Annotated in this window: 14 protein-coding genes; 9 read left to right on the forward strand and 5 right to left on the reverse strand. The window is 70.4% G+C overall.

Translation table 11 applies throughout. The annotated features are described in order from the left end of the window. Nucleotides 1-60: 60 nt before the first annotated feature. Nucleotides 61-693: a MerR family transcriptional regulator gene (locus IFR14_RS15070; protein WP_137243504.1), complete on the forward strand. Its 633-nt coding sequence runs from the start codon at nt 61-63 to the stop codon at nt 691-693. Nucleotides 694-712: 19 nt separating this feature from the next. Here the strand turns inward: IFR14_RS15070 and IFR14_RS15075 are convergent, their stop codons facing one another. Both IFR14_RS15075 and IFR14_RS15080 read right to left on the reverse strand, forming a co-directional pair. After that, nucleotides 713-1630, reverse strand: coding sequence for a carbohydrate kinase family protein (locus IFR14_RS15075; RefSeq protein WP_137243505.1), 918 nt, complete (start codon nt 1628-1630; stop codon nt 713-715). A 37-nt stretch (nt 1631-1667) separates the two neighbouring features. Continuing rightward, nucleotides 1668-2708, reverse strand: a complete 1041-nt coding sequence (locus IFR14_RS15080) for a LacI family DNA-binding transcriptional regulator (RefSeq protein ID WP_137243506.1) — start codon at nt 2706-2708, stop codon at nt 1668-1670. A gap of 150 nt (nt 2709-2858) precedes the next feature. Here IFR14_RS15080 and IFR14_RS15085 point away from each other — a divergent pair, with 150 nt between their 5' ends. From IFR14_RS15085 to IFR14_RS15100, 4 genes are read left to right on the forward strand one after another with little or no spacing between them, the layout of a single operon-like run. After that, on the forward strand, nt 2859-4241 hold the full coding sequence (locus IFR14_RS15085; protein ID WP_191941565.1) for an extracellular solute-binding protein: 1383 nt from the start codon (nt 2859-2861) through the stop codon (nt 4239-4241). Continuing rightward, nucleotides 4241-5191: a carbohydrate ABC transporter permease gene (locus IFR14_RS15090; RefSeq protein ID WP_191941566.1), complete on the forward strand. Its 951-nt coding sequence runs from the start codon at nt 4241-4243 to the stop codon at nt 5189-5191. The genes IFR14_RS15085 and IFR14_RS15090 overlap by 1 nt, the downstream gene beginning before the upstream one ends. Nucleotides 5192-5199: 8 nt before the next feature. Next, on the forward strand, nt 5200-6033 hold the full coding sequence (locus tag IFR14_RS15095; protein WP_064294695.1) for a carbohydrate ABC transporter permease: 834 nt from the start codon (nt 5200-5202) through the stop codon (nt 6031-6033). 53 nt (nt 6034-6086) lie between these two features. Further along, entirely contained in the window at nt 6087-7424 is a 1338-nt protein-coding gene (locus tag IFR14_RS15100; protein WP_191941567.1) for a glycoside hydrolase family 32 protein, read from the forward strand. A 63-nt stretch (nt 7425-7487) separates the two neighbouring features. On the opposite strand, the gene IFR14_RS15105 is transcribed toward IFR14_RS15100, so the two are convergent. Together IFR14_RS15105 and IFR14_RS21440 are read right to left on the reverse strand one after the other, a co-directional pair. Further along, a complete protein-coding gene (locus IFR14_RS15105) occupies nt 7488-8324 on the reverse strand; it encodes an alpha/beta fold hydrolase (RefSeq protein WP_191941568.1) in 837 nt (278 codons plus the stop codon). Between the two features lie 138 nt (nt 8325-8462). Then, the gene (locus IFR14_RS21440; protein WP_191941569.1) at nt 8463-10094 is read right to left on the reverse strand and encodes a helix-turn-helix transcriptional regulator; all 1632 of its coding nucleotides are present in this window, start codon (nt 10092-10094) and stop codon (nt 8463-8465) included. Between the two features lie 175 nt (nt 10095-10269). Between IFR14_RS21440 and IFR14_RS15115 the strand changes: the two genes are divergently transcribed. Both IFR14_RS15115 and IFR14_RS15120 read left to right on the forward strand, forming a co-directional pair. Then, nucleotides 10270-13389 carry a DUF7507 domain-containing protein gene (locus IFR14_RS15115; RefSeq protein ID WP_191941570.1) on the forward strand — a complete coding sequence of 1040 codons (3120 nt, stop codon included), beginning with the start codon at nt 10270-10272 and terminating at the stop codon, nt 13387-13389. Between the two features lie 83 nt (nt 13390-13472). Beyond that, on the forward strand, nt 13473-14033 hold the full coding sequence (locus IFR14_RS15120) for a hypothetical protein (RefSeq protein WP_191941571.1): 561 nt from the start codon (nt 13473-13475) through the stop codon (nt 14031-14033). Between the two features lie 6 nt (nt 14034-14039). Here IFR14_RS15120 and IFR14_RS15125 read toward each other — a convergent pair whose 3' ends face one another. Further along, complete coding sequence (locus IFR14_RS15125) at nt 14040-14660, reverse strand: amino acid deaminase (protein ID WP_191941572.1); 621 nt, start codon at nt 14658-14660, stop codon at nt 14040-14042. Between the two features lie 147 nt (nt 14661-14807). On the opposite strand from IFR14_RS15125, the gene IFR14_RS15130 reads away from it, so the two are divergent. Beyond that, nucleotides 14808-15515 (forward strand): HAD family hydrolase, encoded by a 708-nt coding sequence (locus tag IFR14_RS15130; RefSeq protein ID WP_191941573.1) that lies wholly within the window; start codon nt 14808-14810, stop codon nt 15513-15515. Between the two features lie 31 nt (nt 15516-15546). Beyond that, complete coding sequence (phnD, locus tag IFR14_RS15135) at nt 15547-16557, forward strand: phosphate/phosphite/phosphonate ABC transporter substrate-binding protein (RefSeq protein ID WP_137243514.1); 1011 nt, start codon at nt 15547-15549, stop codon at nt 16555-16557. Nucleotides 16558-16591: the final 34 nt, after the last annotated feature.

Below are 16591 nucleotides of genomic sequence, written 5' to 3' on the forward strand. Positions count from 1 at the left end.
CTGTTCGATAGTGACGCTATCCAAGTTGGATAGTAGCACTATCCAGACGAGGAGGACAGGATGAGGATCTCGGAACTCGCGGCGGTGTCCGAGGTGCCGGTGGCGACCATCAAGTACTACCTCCGCGAGCAACTCCTCCCGGAGGGCGAGCGCACCTCGGCGACCCAGGCGAGCTACGGCGACGCACACGTGTCCCGGCTCCGCGTGATCCGCGCGCTACTCACCGCCGGCGTGAGCATCGCGGAGACCCGCAACGTCGTCGCCGCGCTGGACTCACCGCCGGCGGGCCCCTACGACCTCCTCGGCGTCGCCCACACCGCCGTCACCCCGCGCCCGAGCGGTCCGGTCGACACGACCCGCGCACTGGAGCTCTACGAACGACTCGGCGGCATCGAGGCGCAGTGCGATCCCGGACTCCTCGCCGGCCTGGCCGGGGCCTTGGACACCCTGGAACGAGCCGGCTTCACCGTGCCACCCGCGGTGCTCGACCGCTATGTCGACGCAGCGCGCAGCATCGCCGAAGCCGAGATCGACGGCATCCCGGCGGACTCCCCCGAGCTCGCGGTGCAGTACATCGTGCTCGGCACCGTGCTCACCGAACCGCTGATCCTCGCCCTCCGTCGGGCGGCTCAGCAGGTGGTGTCATCGGAGCGGTTCGCCGGGACGGAAGACCCGGCGCCCCAGCTATCCTGACGCTCAGGCTCCGAGGGCCTCAGGCGTCGAGTTCCGCCGAGGTGGGCGGGTTCGCCCCGGGCCGCGACACCGTGATGCTCGCGGCCCGTGCGGCGCGGTCGAGCAGCTGCTGCAGCACCTCGTCGGACACCTCACGAAGTCGCTCCTCGGCCCCGGGCCCAGCGATACCGGCGGTCAGCAGTCCGTCGATCAGCGCACCCATGAACGTGTCGCCGGCACCGACGGTGTCGGCCACCTGCACCCGCGGCGTCTCGATCTCGAGCACGGAACCGTCTCTGACCGCGACCGCCCCGTCACCACCCATCGTCACGACCACGAGTCCCGGCCCGGCCGCGACCCACTCCCGAGCGGCGTCCACCGGCGCCACACCGGGCAGGAGGAACGCGACGTCCTCGTCACTCGCCTTCACGACGTGGGCGCGTGCGATGCAGTCGAGGGCCGACTGACGCACGCGAGCTGCGTCGTCGATGAGCGATGGCCGGATGTTCGGGTCGTAGGTGATGAGTGCCGAGGGACGACGCGCCTCGACCAGCTCGCGCAGGCGGTCGGCACTCGGCTCGAGGACCGAGGCGATCGAGCCGGTGTGGACGACGGCGGCGTCCGGCGCACCCGAGGCCTCCAGATCGAGCGAGAGGTCGAACTCGTAGGTGGCCGCACCCTCGGCGTCGAGGGTCGCCTGCGCCGTGGACGTCCGACCGGTCGGAGCCGACACGAGGGCCACCGCGGACGCGTCGAGCCAGGAGCGGATCGCCGCGCCTCGCTCGTCGTCGCCCACATGGGTCACCAGGGCCGGAGCGCGGCCCAGCCGGCCGAGGGTGATCCCGACGTTCGCCGGGCTGCCGCCGGGGCTCTCCGCCTGCGTCCCGTCGAGCCGCCGGACGATGTCGATGAGGGTCTCGCCGGCGATGAGGACGTCGGTCGTGGGGGCTGCGTGCATGGCATCTCTCTCTGCTGGATCCGAGGGTCGGGTGGCGTCAACCGGCGTCGGTCGACACCGCGGCGATGAGCGAGTCCCGCTCGATGATCGGCATGGTGACCAGCTCGTGCCCGAGGGCGTGCTGGCCGAGGAGCATCGAGGCTCCGAGCGCGCCGATCTCCTGGTAGGGCAGCCGCGCGGTGGTGAGGCCCGGGCGCAGGTAGCCGGCGAGGATCTCGTCGTCGAAGGAGACGACGGAGACGTCCTGCGGGATCCGACGCCCCTGTTCGAGCAGCACCTGGTAAGCACCGAAGGCGACGCCGTCGTTCGCGGCGAGGATCGCCGTAACGTCCGGATGGCGCTCGAGGAGCGTGGCCGTCGCCTCGTAACCGGGTTCCGGTTGCCACTCGACGATGTCGACCCGAGCAGGTTCGATCCCGGCCTCCGCGAAGGCCGCGGCGATGCCCGCGAAGCGCAGCGCCACCGTCGCACTCTGTCGTGGGTCGCTGATGACGTCCTGCGGCAGGTCGCCGACCACGCCGATCCGTCGGTGACCCGCGTCGACGAGCCGTTTCGCGACCGCGTACCCGGCCGCGCGCTCATCGGGCAGGACGTTCGCGTGTCCTGAGGAGGACGCTCCGTTGAGCACGACGACGGGGACACCGGTCGAGGTGGCGGGGAGGTCGATGAGGCGGGCGCCGAGGAGGCCGATGAGGATGCCGTCGACCCGGTGGTCGATCATCGTCTCGAAGGCGCGGGCGAGACCGCCCTCGATCCCCTCGGTCTCCGCGATGAGCATCGTGTGGTCGTGGGCCTTCGACACCTCGAGCGCACCGCCGATGAGCCCCGAGGCGTGCCGGGTGAGCGTGACCTCGTCGGAGATGAACCCGATCGTCCTGGTCTTCCCGCGGCGCAGCACCTGGGCCGCGGGGTTCGGCCGGTAGTCGAGCTCCGCCGCGGCGGCGCGGACCCGCTCGACGGCGTCCGCGGACAGCCGGGATCCGGGGCGGTCGTTCATGATCATGCTCACCGCGGCCTTGGACATGCCCGCGCGCTCCGCGACGTCCGCGAGGGTCGTGCGGCGGCGTTGCGTGGACATGACACTCCCTCGTGCGGTTTGCTGAATCAGTTCAGCATATCGCGCGGAGCTGTGTTATGTTTCGTTTGCTGAATCCGTTCAGCACCTTCATTCACGGCTCATCGTCCGCGCCCTGCGAACGGTCGGCCCCGATTTCGCAGGAGCAACAACGTGGTTGATCTGAGTCGCAGGGCGGCACTCGCCCTGCTCGGTCTCGGTCTGGCGGGCACGGCCATCTCCTGGCCGCGCCTCACCGGCGGAGACATCCCCGGCCGAGGTGACGACGCCCTCACCGTCGCCCTCTTCGGCACCGCCCAGGACGCCGCCGCCCGGCAGTCGCTCGTGGACGGCTTCCAGAAGCTGCACCCCGACATCCCCGTCCGGATCATCGCGATCCAGGGCCAGGACTGGGGCAACTTCTTCGCCAAGATCCTCACGATGGTCGCGGCCGGCACCCCGCCGGACATCGTGTCGGTCGCCACGGAGGGCACCCAGCTGTTCGCCGAGCGCCTCGCCCACCCGATCGACGAGTACGTGCAGCGCGACGCCGCCGAGCTGCAGGAGTACTTCGACGACGTGAACCCCTCGCTCATCGAGTCGTTCATGTACAAGGGCAACCTGTTCCAACTGCCCGACAACTTCAACGCGGCGAACATGTACTACAACACCTCCGCGTTCGAGCGGGCCGGCCTCGAGCGTCCGCGCGACGACTGGTCGGTCGACGACTTCTTCACCGTCGGCCGCACCATGCAGGCCAGCGCCCCCGGATCGTTCCTGCCGTACTTCTGGAACAACCGACTCTGGGGCGGCGTCGTGCCCTGGTTGTACATCAACGACACGAGCTTCCTCACCGAGGAGAAAGCACCCGGCGGCGACTGGATGTGGTCGAAGTTCTACCCGAACGAGACCCCTCGTGATGGTGGGTACCTGTGGGAGAACGCCGACGCGCTCAGCGACCGCACCGTCGAGAGCTTCGAGGTCCTGCAGCGCATGGTCTCCGAGGGCATCGCCGCGAACCCCGCGCAGGGCGGCGGCAACGAGCTCGTCTCGCTCTTCTCCCGCGGCTCGGTCGGCATGACGCCGGCCGGCGGGTTCTGGGTCAAGGGACTCAACGACGCCGGCCTCGGCAATGACGAGTACGACGTCACCTACTTCCCGAAGATGCGCGGACAGCGCCACCAGTTCGGAGCCGGCGGCTACGCGATGATGCAGACCTCCGAACGCAAGGACGAGGCGTGGGAGTGGATGAAATACTGCATCTCCGTCGAGGGCATGTCGATCGCGCACAGCCAGCCCGACTCGTCGCTGCCCCGACGTTCTCTCAACGCCGAGCTGTACGGCGGTGACATCGGCCCGAAGCACTGGGAGGTCTTCTACGACACCCTCGACCGGTTCCCGACGACCGGCCCGATGCCCGCACCGCCTCAGCAGGCGGCCGTGGAGTCGGCCCTCATCAAGAACGTGGTCGGCACGATCACGAACGGCCCGAACGGCGTCCGCCGCGGCCTCGAGACGATGCAGCGAGACCTCGAACTCGCGCTGAAGGGACGATGATGGCACTGCAGTCACCGACGGCGACCCGGGCACTGGTCGTCCCGCCCGAGGCCAAGACCGGACGGCGCAAGCAGGCCCCTCGCGGCAGCCGGCTGCTCGTCTGGGTGTTCCTCGCCCCGACGCTCATCGGCCTCGGACTCTTCAGCTTCGTCCCGATCATCGGGTCGTTCGTCCTCGCCTTCTTCCGGTGGGACATCATCTCGGCACCCGAGTTCGTCGGCGTCGGCAACTTCGTCGACCTCGCGGCCAACCCGACGGTGCGCGTGTCCTTCCTGAACACGGTCGGCTTCGTCGTGGTTGCGGTGACGCTGCAGCTCGCCGTCGCGCTCCTCCTCGCGATCCTCGTGCAGTCGCGCATGCCGGAATGGCTGCGTACCTTCTTCCGCTCCGCGCTGTTCTTCCCGTTGGTGCTGTCGGCCGCGTCCGTGTCGCTCGTGATGTCGTACCTGTTCAACCAGGAGTTCGGCCTCGTCAACGAGTTCCTCGGGCTCTTCGGCGTCGGGAACATCGGCTGGCTGACGACCGGGTTCGGAGCGAAGATCGTCGTCCTCCTCGTGTACGTGTGGCAGAACTTCGGCTTCACCTTCCTGCTGTTCATCGGCGGACTCGCCGCGATCCCGCGCGAGGTCTACGAGGCGTCGTCGCTCGACGGCGCGTACGGCTGGAGCCAGTTCCGGAACGTCACCCTGCCCCTCGTGAGCCCCACCATGCTCGTCGCGTCCGTCATGGCCATCATCAGCGCCCTGCAGATCTTCGACCAGCCGTACGTCCTCACGCGAGGCGGGCCGGGAGACGACACCCGTACCGCGGTGATGGTGATCTACGAGTCCGCGTTCCAGCAGCTCGACTTCGGTCTCGCCGCAGCGATCGGCATCGTGCTGACGCTCCTGATCATGCTCGTCACCGCCGCGCAGTTCCGACTGAGCAAGCGTTTCGTCTTCTACGGATGAGGTCCCAGATGTCCATCGCAGCAGTCACCCCCGACTCATCACGCCGCCGACTCGCCACGGCCGGGAAGTTCCTCGTCCTCGTCATCGCCGCGTTCCTCACGCTCGCGCCCGTCGTGTGGACGCTCATCACCGCGCTCACCCCGGCGAACGTCGCCACCGGGCAGACCGAGTTCGGCCCGGGCGCGTTCATCGACGTCTTCCAGAAGATCCCGATCCTGCTCTACACGTGGAACAGCGCGCTCGTGACGCTCCTCATCGCGGCCGGGCAGATGCTCAGCGCGGCGATGGCCGGCTACGTGTTCGCGCGCTTCGACTTCGGCGGCAAGCGCATCCTGTTCGGCCTCATCCTCGCCACGATGATGGTGCCGATGCAGGTGACGATCGTCCCCGTGTTCATGCTCATCCGCGGCATGGGACTCTCGGACACGCTCCTCGCGCTCATCATCCCGATGATCCCGACGGCGTTCGGCACGTTCCTCATGCGGCAGTACTTCATGGGGTTGCCACCGGAGCTCGCCGAGGCGGCGCAGATCGACGGGGCGGGTCCGTGGAAGATCTTCTTCCGCATCTACCTGCCGCTCGCAGCCCCGGGCCTCGCCATCGTCGGCATCCTCGCCTTCAACTACCACTGGAACGAGTTCTTCCGGCCATTGATCCTCACGATCAGCGAGCAGAACTTCACCCTCCCGCTCGGGCTCGTGACCCTGCAGGGCAACCTCGGCACCGGGTCGGTCGCAACCGTCCTCGCCGGTGTCGTCCTGTCCATGATCCCGGCTGCGCTGGTCTTCGTCTTCGGCCAGAAGCCGCTGCGCGAAGGGCTCACCGCCGGCGTCAGCAAGTGACCAGCACCACCGCCCTCCCCTCGATCCGACTGATCTCGAACCGAAAGGAAGCCATGACCGGCCTCCACGCAACGCACGTCCTCGACCGCGGCTTCCCGCTGCTGCACCCGCGACCCGAGGCCGGGTGGTTGAACGATCCGAACGGCATCATGTTCGTCGACGGTCGCTGGCACGTCTTCTTCCAATACAACCCGGGGTCGGCCCGGCACGAGGACATCCACTGGGGTCACGTGAGCTCGCCGGACCTGCTCGCCTGGGAGGAGCACCCGGTGGCCCTGGCACCCCGCCCGGGCACCACCGATGGCTTCGGCTGTTGGAGCGGCGTCGGGGTCGTCGACCAGGGCCGGCCGTCCGTCGTCTACTCGGGCGCGCGTGACCGGCACGGGTTCTCGGAGGTCGTCATCGTCCACGGCTCGGCGGATGCGCAGGACTGGACCGGCGAACGCATCGTCGCTGCCGGGCTCCCCGCCGATGAGCGCGTGACGATGGTGCGCGACCCGTTCCTCTTCGAGCTGGGTGGGCGCCGCTGGGCGATCCAGGGCGCCGGCCGCTCCGACGTCGGTGGCGCACTACTCCTCTACGGCGTCGACGACCTCGACGCCTGGACCGAGGAGGGGTACCTGCTGGCGGCCGATGCGCCGGTCGTCTCCGAGCTCGCTCCGTGCGAAGGGTGGGAGTGCCCGCAGCTCGTGCGGGTCGGCGACGACTGGGTGCTGCTGGTGTCACTGTGGCTCGACGGCCAGCCGCACCGCGGGGTGGCCTGGGTCCTCGGCTCGATGGACCTCGACGAGGCCACCGGGCGGCCCGTGTTCAGCGCCCGCCGGACCGGCATCATCGACGAGGGGTCGAGCTTCTACGCGCCGCAGGCCGTGCAGTCCGACGGCTCGGACGGACAGTCGGAGCGGGTGCTGCTCTGGGGCTGGGCGCAGGAGATCGCTCCCGATGGCGTGCGCGGCCGGACGCAGGCGGACACCGACGAGCAGGGTTGGTCGGGCATGCTGACGTTCCCGCGCGAGCTCGTGGTCCGCGGCGACGAGGTCGAGCTGATCCCGGCGCGGGAGCTGACGGGACTCCGGGCCGAGGTCGTCGACCCGGCGGAACTCCCTGATCAGGCTGAGGTGCGACTCACGGGTGCAGGCGCGGCCTCCCTCGAGCTGGAGGGTTCGGACACGCAGCTGATCTGGCGGGGCGAGCTGGCCGAGGGTGACGAGGTCCGGATCCTCATCGACGCGTCCATCGTCGAGATCCACCACTCCGGGCACCCCGCCCGGACGTTCCGGGCGTATCCGGCCGACGGCGAGCGGTACGCCGTGCGGCACGACGCGGCCGTGCGAGCCGAGGCCTGGTCGCTGGCCCTCCCCACGGCAGGCGGCGTGTCGGCGTCCCGCTGACCCGGAAACGCGGTGACGCGCGGCACGGAATGCGCCGCGCGTCACCGCGTGCAGTCGCCGGACCTACTTCGCGAGGAACTCCAGGACGGCCTCGTTCCATTCCTCCGCGTGGCTGACGTTGACGCCGTGCGGCGCACCCTTGACGACATACAGCGTCGACGTCGGGATCGCCGCGTGCGTCCGTGCACCGGAGCCCTCGAAGGGGACGGTCGCATCGCTGTCGCCGTGGATGACGAGCGTCGGGACCGTGACGTTCGGCAAGTCGTCGCGGAAGTCGGTGTTCGCGAACGACGCCATCGCCTCGAGCGCGGCGGGCTTGAACGCCTGGTGCGCGAGCGCGAGGGCTTCCTGACGCTGCTCCTCCGTGACCTTCAGCTCGCCGTCGACCGAGAAGAAGTCGGTCGTGAACTGGTCGTAGAACGCGTCCTGGTCCGCCGTGAGACCTGCGGTCATCTTCGCGGCCTCGGAGACGGGGAGCGGACCGTCCGGGTTGCCGGGGGTCTGCAGCAGGTAGGGCGGCACTGCGGAGGCGAACACCGCACTGTGGATGCGCTCCGAACCGTGGCGGGTGAAGTACCGGGCGACCTCGCCGCCACCCATCGAGAACCCGACGAGCGTCACGTCGCGCAGGTCGAGGGCTTCGATGACGGCCTGCAGGTCGTCGGTGAGCCGGTCGTAGCCGTAACCGGTCAGCGGCTTGTCGCTGCGACCGAAGCCGCGGCGATCGTAGGTGATGACACGGTAGCCGGCGGCCTCGAAGGCCGGGACCTGTTCCTTCCACGACTCGCCCGACAGCGGCCACCCGTGGATGAGGACGACCGGGCGTCCGGTGCCGCCGGTGTCGTCGACGTGCAGCTTCGTCTCCTTCAGCAGGCCGTGGTGTGCGGTGATCTCCGACATGGCGTTCCTCTCCCGGGCCGCAGGTCGCGGCCACTCAGACCAGCTTCGGAGGGAGTGCCGCGAGCGGATGGGGGCTTGCGAACCGCGAGGCGATGTCCTATCCGATGAAGACTCCGGCGACGTGGCGACCCGGCACGTTCACCGCTCGGTCGGGAGCAGCCCCAACCGCCGTGCGGTGGCCAGCGCGTCCTCGCGGGAGTCGACACCGAGCTTCCGGTAGACGTTCCGGAAGTGGAACTTCACCGTGTTCGCGGACACGTACAGCGCCTGCGCGATGTCCTGCCGGGTCCGGCCCTCCGCGGAGAGCTGGAGGATCCGACGCTCGGTGGCGGTGAGCTCCACGAGCTGCACGGTCTCCGGCGTCGGCTCGGGACTCGAGGCGAGCGTCCGCTCGATCCGCGCATGGGTCTCGCTGGGCGACATCGTGCCGAGGAGGTGTCGGAGCGGCCTGCGCGGCGCCACCACGAAGGGCGTCAGCATCCCGGTCCGCGCCGTCGTCGCGATCGCCTGCAGGAGATGCCGCCGACCGTCCTCGTCCGAGTCGTCGGCGAGCGCCGAGGTGATGAGCAGCTCCGTCTGCGCACCGGCGTCGATGTGCTCCTCGGCGAGCCCGGCGGTGGCGAGCTCCCGGGCGAGGGGTTTGCGGTCGCTCAGGAGCGCGAGCCGCGAGGCGACCGCCGCGGTGTGGGCATTGCGGTCACGGCCGTCGAGGAGGACGCTGGCCTCCGTCGGCCGGTCGAGGGCGAGGAGGAGTGACGCTTCCACGGCGTCGAGCAGTCGCTCCGACCCGGCGTGACGCAGGCTGCGACCGGCGAACACGCGGGTGCGTTCGATGAGCTGCAGCGCCGCCCGTCGATCGCCCCAGAGGAGTGCGTGCTGCGCTTGCGCGTAGGTGATGAACGGGGCCCAGGACCGCTCGCGGTTGACCTGGAGCTCCAGCGTCGCGAGCGCCGCCTCAGCCGCTGCCCGGTCGACGCGGGCGATGGCGATCAAGGCCCGGGCGATGGCACCCGACAGTTGGACCAGCGGCACCATCCACCCGTGCGCGCCGCCCCCGTCGTCGTGGCGCTCGAGCCAGCGGTCCGCCTCGACGATCTCGCCGCGCACGGCGTAGAGCAGGGCGAGCTTGCCGGAGGCGTCCCCGCCGTTCCGGCCGTCCCAGGACTCGTGCCGGAGCTCGTACGCCTCGCGGAGGACGAGGCTCGCCTCATGGAGGTCTCCCACGAGCAGTTTCGTGATCCCCACCTGCAGCAGGGCTGTGGGGACGCGGGGCGCGAACTCGGTCGGGCGGTGCACGCGGGCCCGGCGAGCGAGCTCCTCGGTGATCCGCGCGTAGTGCAACGCGCGCTGGTGCCGGCCGTGCACGCGGTAGGCGATCATGAACGCCGTCGATGCGCTCAGGCTGATGCGCGCAAGCTCGGAGCGGGCGCGGTCACGGATGTCGTCGGGATGGGTCGGGAGCTGGAACTGCCCCACCGACTGGTCGAGTGCGTCGGTCTCCCCGCGGATGTTGAGCCGGATCTCGCGGACGGCGAAGACGATGGGGTGGTTCGAGAGCACCCGCGCCGGGAGCGCCTGCAGTGCGTGGTCGAGTGTCGCGAGGTCGAGCGCCATGAGGATCCCCCACTCGTACTCGATCACCGAGACGACCGTGTCCCAGTCCTCCTCCTGGATGGCCGTGGTGAGGAGACGGGTGACCGGGGCGACGTCCGTGGGGTGGAGGAACCCCGCCCCGAGGGAGGGAAAGTACCTATTCCGACCGATGCGCACGGGTCAACCCTAAGTGACCGTCACCTGTCGGGGAACACCCGGGGCAGGATGCGGGGTGGTCTTTGGCCGATCCGCCCGGGCCGCGTCGGGGTTGCCGCTCTACTGATCCTCGGCCCCACAGCTGGGGCCAGGTTTTCGGCGGGCGCACCGCCGCTTCACGGGGAAGGCAACACACATGCAGCAGCACACGGGTCGAAGGAGTCACCGCGCACGGTGGCGGAACCGGTGGGGCGCACCGTCCGCCGGTCGCGCGACCATGGGGATCATCGGGGTGACCGTCCTGTCGGCGCTCTCGCTCGTCGGGGTCGGCTCGAGCGCGCAGGCGCTGCCGGGGACGCCGGGAACGCCGCAGACGGGCTCGGTCGTCTACACCGAGGACTTCGAGAACGGCGTGACGTCGCCGACGTACATCGAGGACTACGTCGGAGCCGACGGCACGCGGTACACCGCGGACGCCTCCTGGCGCGACCACACCCAGTGCAACGGCAACATCACGAGCTTCGCCTCGTCCGCGGAGCCGCAGTGCCTCGCGGCATCGGCGTCCGGTGAAGGGCGCACGCGGCAGCTCGCCTGGGCCCTCGGCGCCGGCGACACGGCCAACCACTCCGTGAGTGCCTGGACCTCGCAGCAGAACCTCACGATGAACCCGCCGAACGCGGTCGAGTTCGCGACCGTCGACCCGATCGCGCTCACGAGCGCCGGCCGGTACCTCACGACCTCGGTGGATCTCGCCGCGGTTTCCTGCAACGCGGCGCAGCAGCCCGTCCTCGAGTTCTTCCTCACCGACGACCAGGGCGGCGCCCACTCCGTCGGGGCCATCAACGGCTGTACCGCAGCCGGCTCCCGGTCCGTCACCGCCCCGGCCACCGGTGCGGCCGGGGCGGAGAACGTCCGTGTCGGCACCTACGTCTCGCCGGGCGCGGTCCTGCTCCCCGGGGCGACCGTCGGCATCGTCGCCCGCAACCTGACCGGTGGCGGCACGGCCGGCAACGACCACGCCTTCGACAACATCCAGGTGCTCGACGTCTCCCCGCAGTTGGACAAGTCGTTCAGCCCGGCGAGCGTCGTCGCCGGTGAGACGTCCACGCTGACCCTCACGATCACCAACACCGACGAGCTCGCGGCGAAGAACGGGTGGTCGTTCACGGACGCGCTGCCCGCCGGCCTGACGATCGCCGACGGCGACGCGTCGACCACCTGCCCGTCGGGTGTCGTCACCGCGCCCGAGGGCGGCTCGTCGATCGACGTCACCGGGAACCTCAGCCAAGGCATGATCTCCTGCGCCGTGACCGTCGAGGTCACGTCGCCCGTCGCCGGGACGTTCACGAACGGGCCCGACAACATCACGAGCGTGGGCCTCAACCCGCCGGCCGACGCCACGGTCGAGTTCGTGCCGCAGGCCCCCGCGATCACCGTTGTGAAGTCCGCGTCCCCCGCAGCGGCGGAGTACGCCGTCGGCGACGAGATCACCTACTCGTTCCTCGTCACCAACACCGGCAACGTCCCGCTCACCGACGTCCAGGTCGACGAAGGCGCGTTCACCGGGACCGGTGACCTCTCCGACGTCGTCTGCCCGCCGGGTGCCGCGTCGCTCGCACCTGCGGCGGCCGTGACCTGCGAAGCCACGTACACGATGACGCAGGCCGACATCGACGCCGGTACCGTCTCCAACTCGGCCACCGCGACCGGGACGCCGCCGCAGGGTCAGCCGCCGGTCTCACCGCCGTCCGAGGTCACCATCCCGGGCGTGGCCCAGGCCCCGGCGCTCACCGTCGTGAAGTCGGCGACGCCGACGACGGTCGCGGGCGCCGGCGAGGACGTCACCTACTCGTTCCTCGTCACCAACACCGGCAACGTCACCCTGACCGACGTCTCGATCATCGAGGGCGAGTTCTCCGGCACCGGCGAGCTCTCCGACGTGGTGTGCCCGGCCGCAGCGGGCTCGCTCGCCCCGGCGGCGACCGTCACCTGCGAAGCGACCTACACGGTCACGCAGGCCGACGTCGACGCCGGCTCGGTGACCAACTCGGCGACCGCGACCGGCACCCCGCCGTCGGGCGGCACTCCCCCGGTCTCACCGCCGTCGGAGACCACGGTCGAGTTCCCCGCCGCGCCCGCCATCACGGTGGCGAAGTCCGCGACGCCGACCACGGTCGCGAACGCCGGCGAGGACGTCACCTACTCGTTCCTGGTCACCAACACCGGCAACGTCACCCTCACCGACGTCCAGGTCGTCGAGGGCGACTTCACCGGCACCGGCGAGCTGTCCCAGGTCGTCTGCCCGCCCGCGGCAGGCTCGCTCGCACCCGCCGCAGCCGTCACTTGCGAGGCCACCTACACGGTGACCCAGGCCGACGTCGACGCGGGATCGGTCACGAACAGCGCGACCGCGACCGGCACCCCGCCGAACGGCGGCACTCCCCCGGTCTCGCCGCCGTCGGAGACCACCGTCGCGTTCCCGGCGACAGCCGCCATCACGGTCGTGAAGTCGGCCGATGCGGTGGCCCAGGACGGCCTCGCTGTCGGCCAGGTCGTCACCTACTCCTTCCTCCTCACCAACACCGGGAACGTCACGCTGACGAACCCGACGGTGGTGGAAGGGGAGTTCTCCGGCGCCGGCGAGCTGTCCGACGTCGTCTGCCCGCCCGAAGCCGCTGCGTTGGCACCGGGCGCGACGATCACCTGCGAGGCCACCTACACGGTCGTGCAAGCCGACGTCGATGCGGGGCTGATCACGAACTCGGCGACCGCGACGGCGACGCCGCCGAACAGCGTGAACGGTGTGCCGCCGGTCTCGCCGCCGTCCGAGGTCACGATCCCGTCGCCGCCCGTCCCCGGTCTCTCGGTGGTCAAGACGGCAGACGTCGAGCGGGCCACGACCGCAGGACAGGTCATCACCTACTCGTTCCAGGTGACGAACACCGGCAACGTCACGCTGCGTGACGTCGCGGTCCAGGAAGGTGACTTCACCGGCACGGGCACGCTCTCCGCGATCACCTGCCCGACCGGCACGGCGCTCCTCGCCCCCGGGCTCCAGCTCGTCTGCACCGCGACGTACACGGTCACCCAGGCTGACCTGAACGCGGGCTCGATCCGCAACACCGCATTCGGGACCGGCACGACGCCGGGCGGCGAATCGTTCACCTCCGACCCGTCCACGGCCACCGTGAGCACGCCTGGTCCGGTGCTCGCCTCGACCGGAACGACCGTCGCACCACTGGCGGTCGGAGCGGCGATCCTGCTGTTGCTCGGTACCGGGCTCGTCATCCGACGCCGCCTCGTCACCGGGCGCTGACCCGGACCTGACCGATCGGGCGGGTCGAGCCTTCGGGCTCGGCCCGCCCGTCGTACTTCCACCACCACTACCCTGTTGAGGCCATGAGATCCGCGACCACCACGACCCTGCTGCGCTGTGCGGCCTTCGGCGCCGTCGGTGCCGTCATCCTCGTCCTCGTCAGCCCGCTGACGTCGACCGCCGCGGTGCTCAACCCGGTGCTCTACGCCGCGATCGCCGCCGTCACGATGGTGATGCCGATGCTCGCCAGGCGCTGGACGGGCGTCCCCGGTGCGACGGTGCTCACCGCAGCCGTCACCGGGCTCCTCGCACTGCCCGTCACGGCCCTCGGCCCGGCGATCATCGTCGCGCTCGTCGTTCCGGCAGCCGCGATCGACCTGGTGCTCGCCCGCCGCCGTCACCCCGCCCGCGTGACGACCTGGATTGCGGCCGCGGCCGGCGGCGTCGCGATCTGGGCGCTGTCCTTCGCGGTGATCTCGCCCGACCTCGTCTCGCCGGTGCTCGTCATCGTGCTGCTCGCGGTCCGCGTCGTGAGCTACGTCCTCGCCATGGAGCTGGCCGGTCTCGTCGCCGGGCGCCTCCGCCGATCCGGCGTGCGATCAGGGCGTCGCCGGGACGCCCGCCGAGGATCCTCCGACGCCTGATCCGCGTCAGCCTTCGACAGCCGCGTTCCACCGGGGACGGTCGGGGTCGGCGTCCCACTCCTCCAGCACCGCTGCTCCGGAGGCGACCGGGAAGGTCGTGATCAGGCGCTCGTCGATGCCGTACACGAGCGCGACGGCGTCGGTGTCCGTCGGGTCGCCGAGCGCCAGACGCATCCGACCGGACGGGCCCTCGGCCGTCCGTACCGGTCGTGCGAGCAGGTCCTGCGCGGCCGCCGTCACCCGCGACAGCAGGGACGACGCACGAGCCCACGGGACGAACTCGTCGTCGGGGAGCCCGAACGCGCGCGCGAGCCTCCCGTCCAGCCAGCGGTCACGCTTCAACCCGTACGGCGTCGGGACCGACGAGAGCAGATAGCCGTAGACGTGGAGGAGCCCGGCGTTCCCGACGGGCCAGGCCGCGGCGAGGCCGGCGCGCGCATGGAGTGCCTCGAACAGCACACGAGGGATCACGGGCCCGCCCGTGTGCTCGTCGATGACGGTCGACGCACCCCACGAGGCGAACCGGCCGGCCGCTGTGTCGTCGTCGATCGCCGCACCCAACCAGGAATGCTCCTCGAGCACGGTCGAGGGTTCGGTCTCTGCTCGTCGCGCGAGCTCCGTCATCATCACAGCACCACAGCATAGGCGGCTCGTGCGTCGGTGAATTCACCCGCCGTTCACCCGCCATGGTGATTGCGTCCACACTCGCCGTCCATGATGGACGCAGCGTCCGCAGGAGCGGCCGTGTGAACGACACGCTCAGAAGGAGCGCCTGTGGCCCCCACCATCCTCTTCGATTTCGACGGCACCCTCGCCCTCGGCGACGGGCCGATCACGGCCTTCGCCCGCGCCATCGCCGAGCGCACCGGCGATTCCGAGTTCGCGATGCGCGCCGAGGCTGCCCTCGCCGCGTTCGCGACCGGCGAGACCGATGCCCGCGACGGGTACGACGCCGTGACCCGGATCGCCCGCGAAGCCGGCGTCGGTGCCGACGTCATCGGCGCGTCCTACGACGACTCCCGCGCGCTGCTCGGCTCGAGTGAAGCGGCGGTCGACTCCCCCGAGGGCCTGCCCGCGTTCCTCGAGACGCTGGGCACCCACGCCCGACTCATCCTGGCCACGAACGCCCCCGGTGACGGCATCACGGCGCTCCTCCAGACCTGGGGCGTCGCCGAGGCGTTCGACGCCGTGCACTTCACCGTCGGGAAGCCGGCCGGCCTCGTCCCGCTCATCCGCGACGCACTCGCCGCCGGCCCCGTCCTCGCCGTCGGCGACATCGTCGAGAACGACCTCGCTCCCGCCGCCGAGCTGGGCGCCGACACCGCCCTCGTCGGCGCGACCTTCGAGCGCTCGACGGCCACCGCCACGATGCGTGGGCGCTCGCTCGCCGATCTGTACGACCAGATCATCGCCTGGGCCGCAGCAGCATCGCGCCTCCCCGACGCCTCCCCGACCTCCACTCCCGCTCCGTCCGCCTCCTGATCACCCTCCACCCTCGAAAGGCATCCCGAACATGCGCAAGACCCTGCTCCTCACCGGCGTCGCGGCCGTCGCCGCCCTCGCCCTCGCCGGCTGCAGCCCCGCCGCCTCGTCCCCGTCGGCCACGGGCACGGCGTCCTGGCCCGACTCCATCACCATCTCGCTCGTGCCGTCAGTGGAGGGCGAGGACCTCGCCGAAGCGCTCGACCCGCTCACCAGCTACCTCTCGGAGAACCTCGGCATCGAGGTCAACGGCGTCGTCGCGACGGACTACGCCGCGACCGTCGAGGCCCTCGGCAGCGACCAGGCGCAGGTCATCATCACCGACGCCGGCTCGCTCTACAACGCGACCGAGCGCTACGACGCGAACCTCGTCCTGCGCGACGTCCGCTTCGGCGCGACCTCGTACGCGTCGGTCGCCTACACGAACAACCCCGACAAGTACTGCGCCGAGGCGCCGGTCATGGTCACCTACGCGGCGAGCGACACCCCGCTCTCCTACTGCAACGGCATCGAGCCCGGCGCAGACGCTGCGACCGGCTCCGGGCCGGCCGCGCTGAAGGCCCTCGACAAGATCTCGAAGGGCACCAAGGTCGCCCTGCAGGCCGCGACCTCGCCCGCCGGATACCAGTACCCCGTGGTCGCCATGCGTGACGCCGGCATCGACACCGACGCCGACATCACCCAGGTCCCGGTCGAGGGCAACAACAACGCGGTCCTCTCCGTCTACAACGGCGACGCCGAGGTCTCGTTCGGCTACTGGGACGCGCGCACGACCGTCCTCAAGGAGGCGCCCGACGTCGCCGACAAGGTCGTCGCCTTCGCCTACACCGAGATGATCCCCAACGGCGGCGTCGCCGTCTCGAAGTCGCTCCCGGCCGACCTCACCAAGCAGCTCACGAAGCTCATGGCGGGCTACGCGGACTCCTCCGATGCGGCGAAGAAGGTCATGTTCGACCTCGTCGGCCTCTCCGGCTGGACCGACAAGACCGCACCGGACGAGATCACCCGCTACGGCGAGATCCTCGACCAGTTCTCGAACTGACCCGCTCCAACCGATCGACCCTCTCCAGGAATCC

The organism is Plantibacter sp. CFBP 8775 (assembly GCF_014839505.1).
Taxonomy (GTDB): domain Bacteria; phylum Actinomycetota; class Actinomycetes; order Actinomycetales; family Microbacteriaceae; genus Plantibacter; species Plantibacter auratus.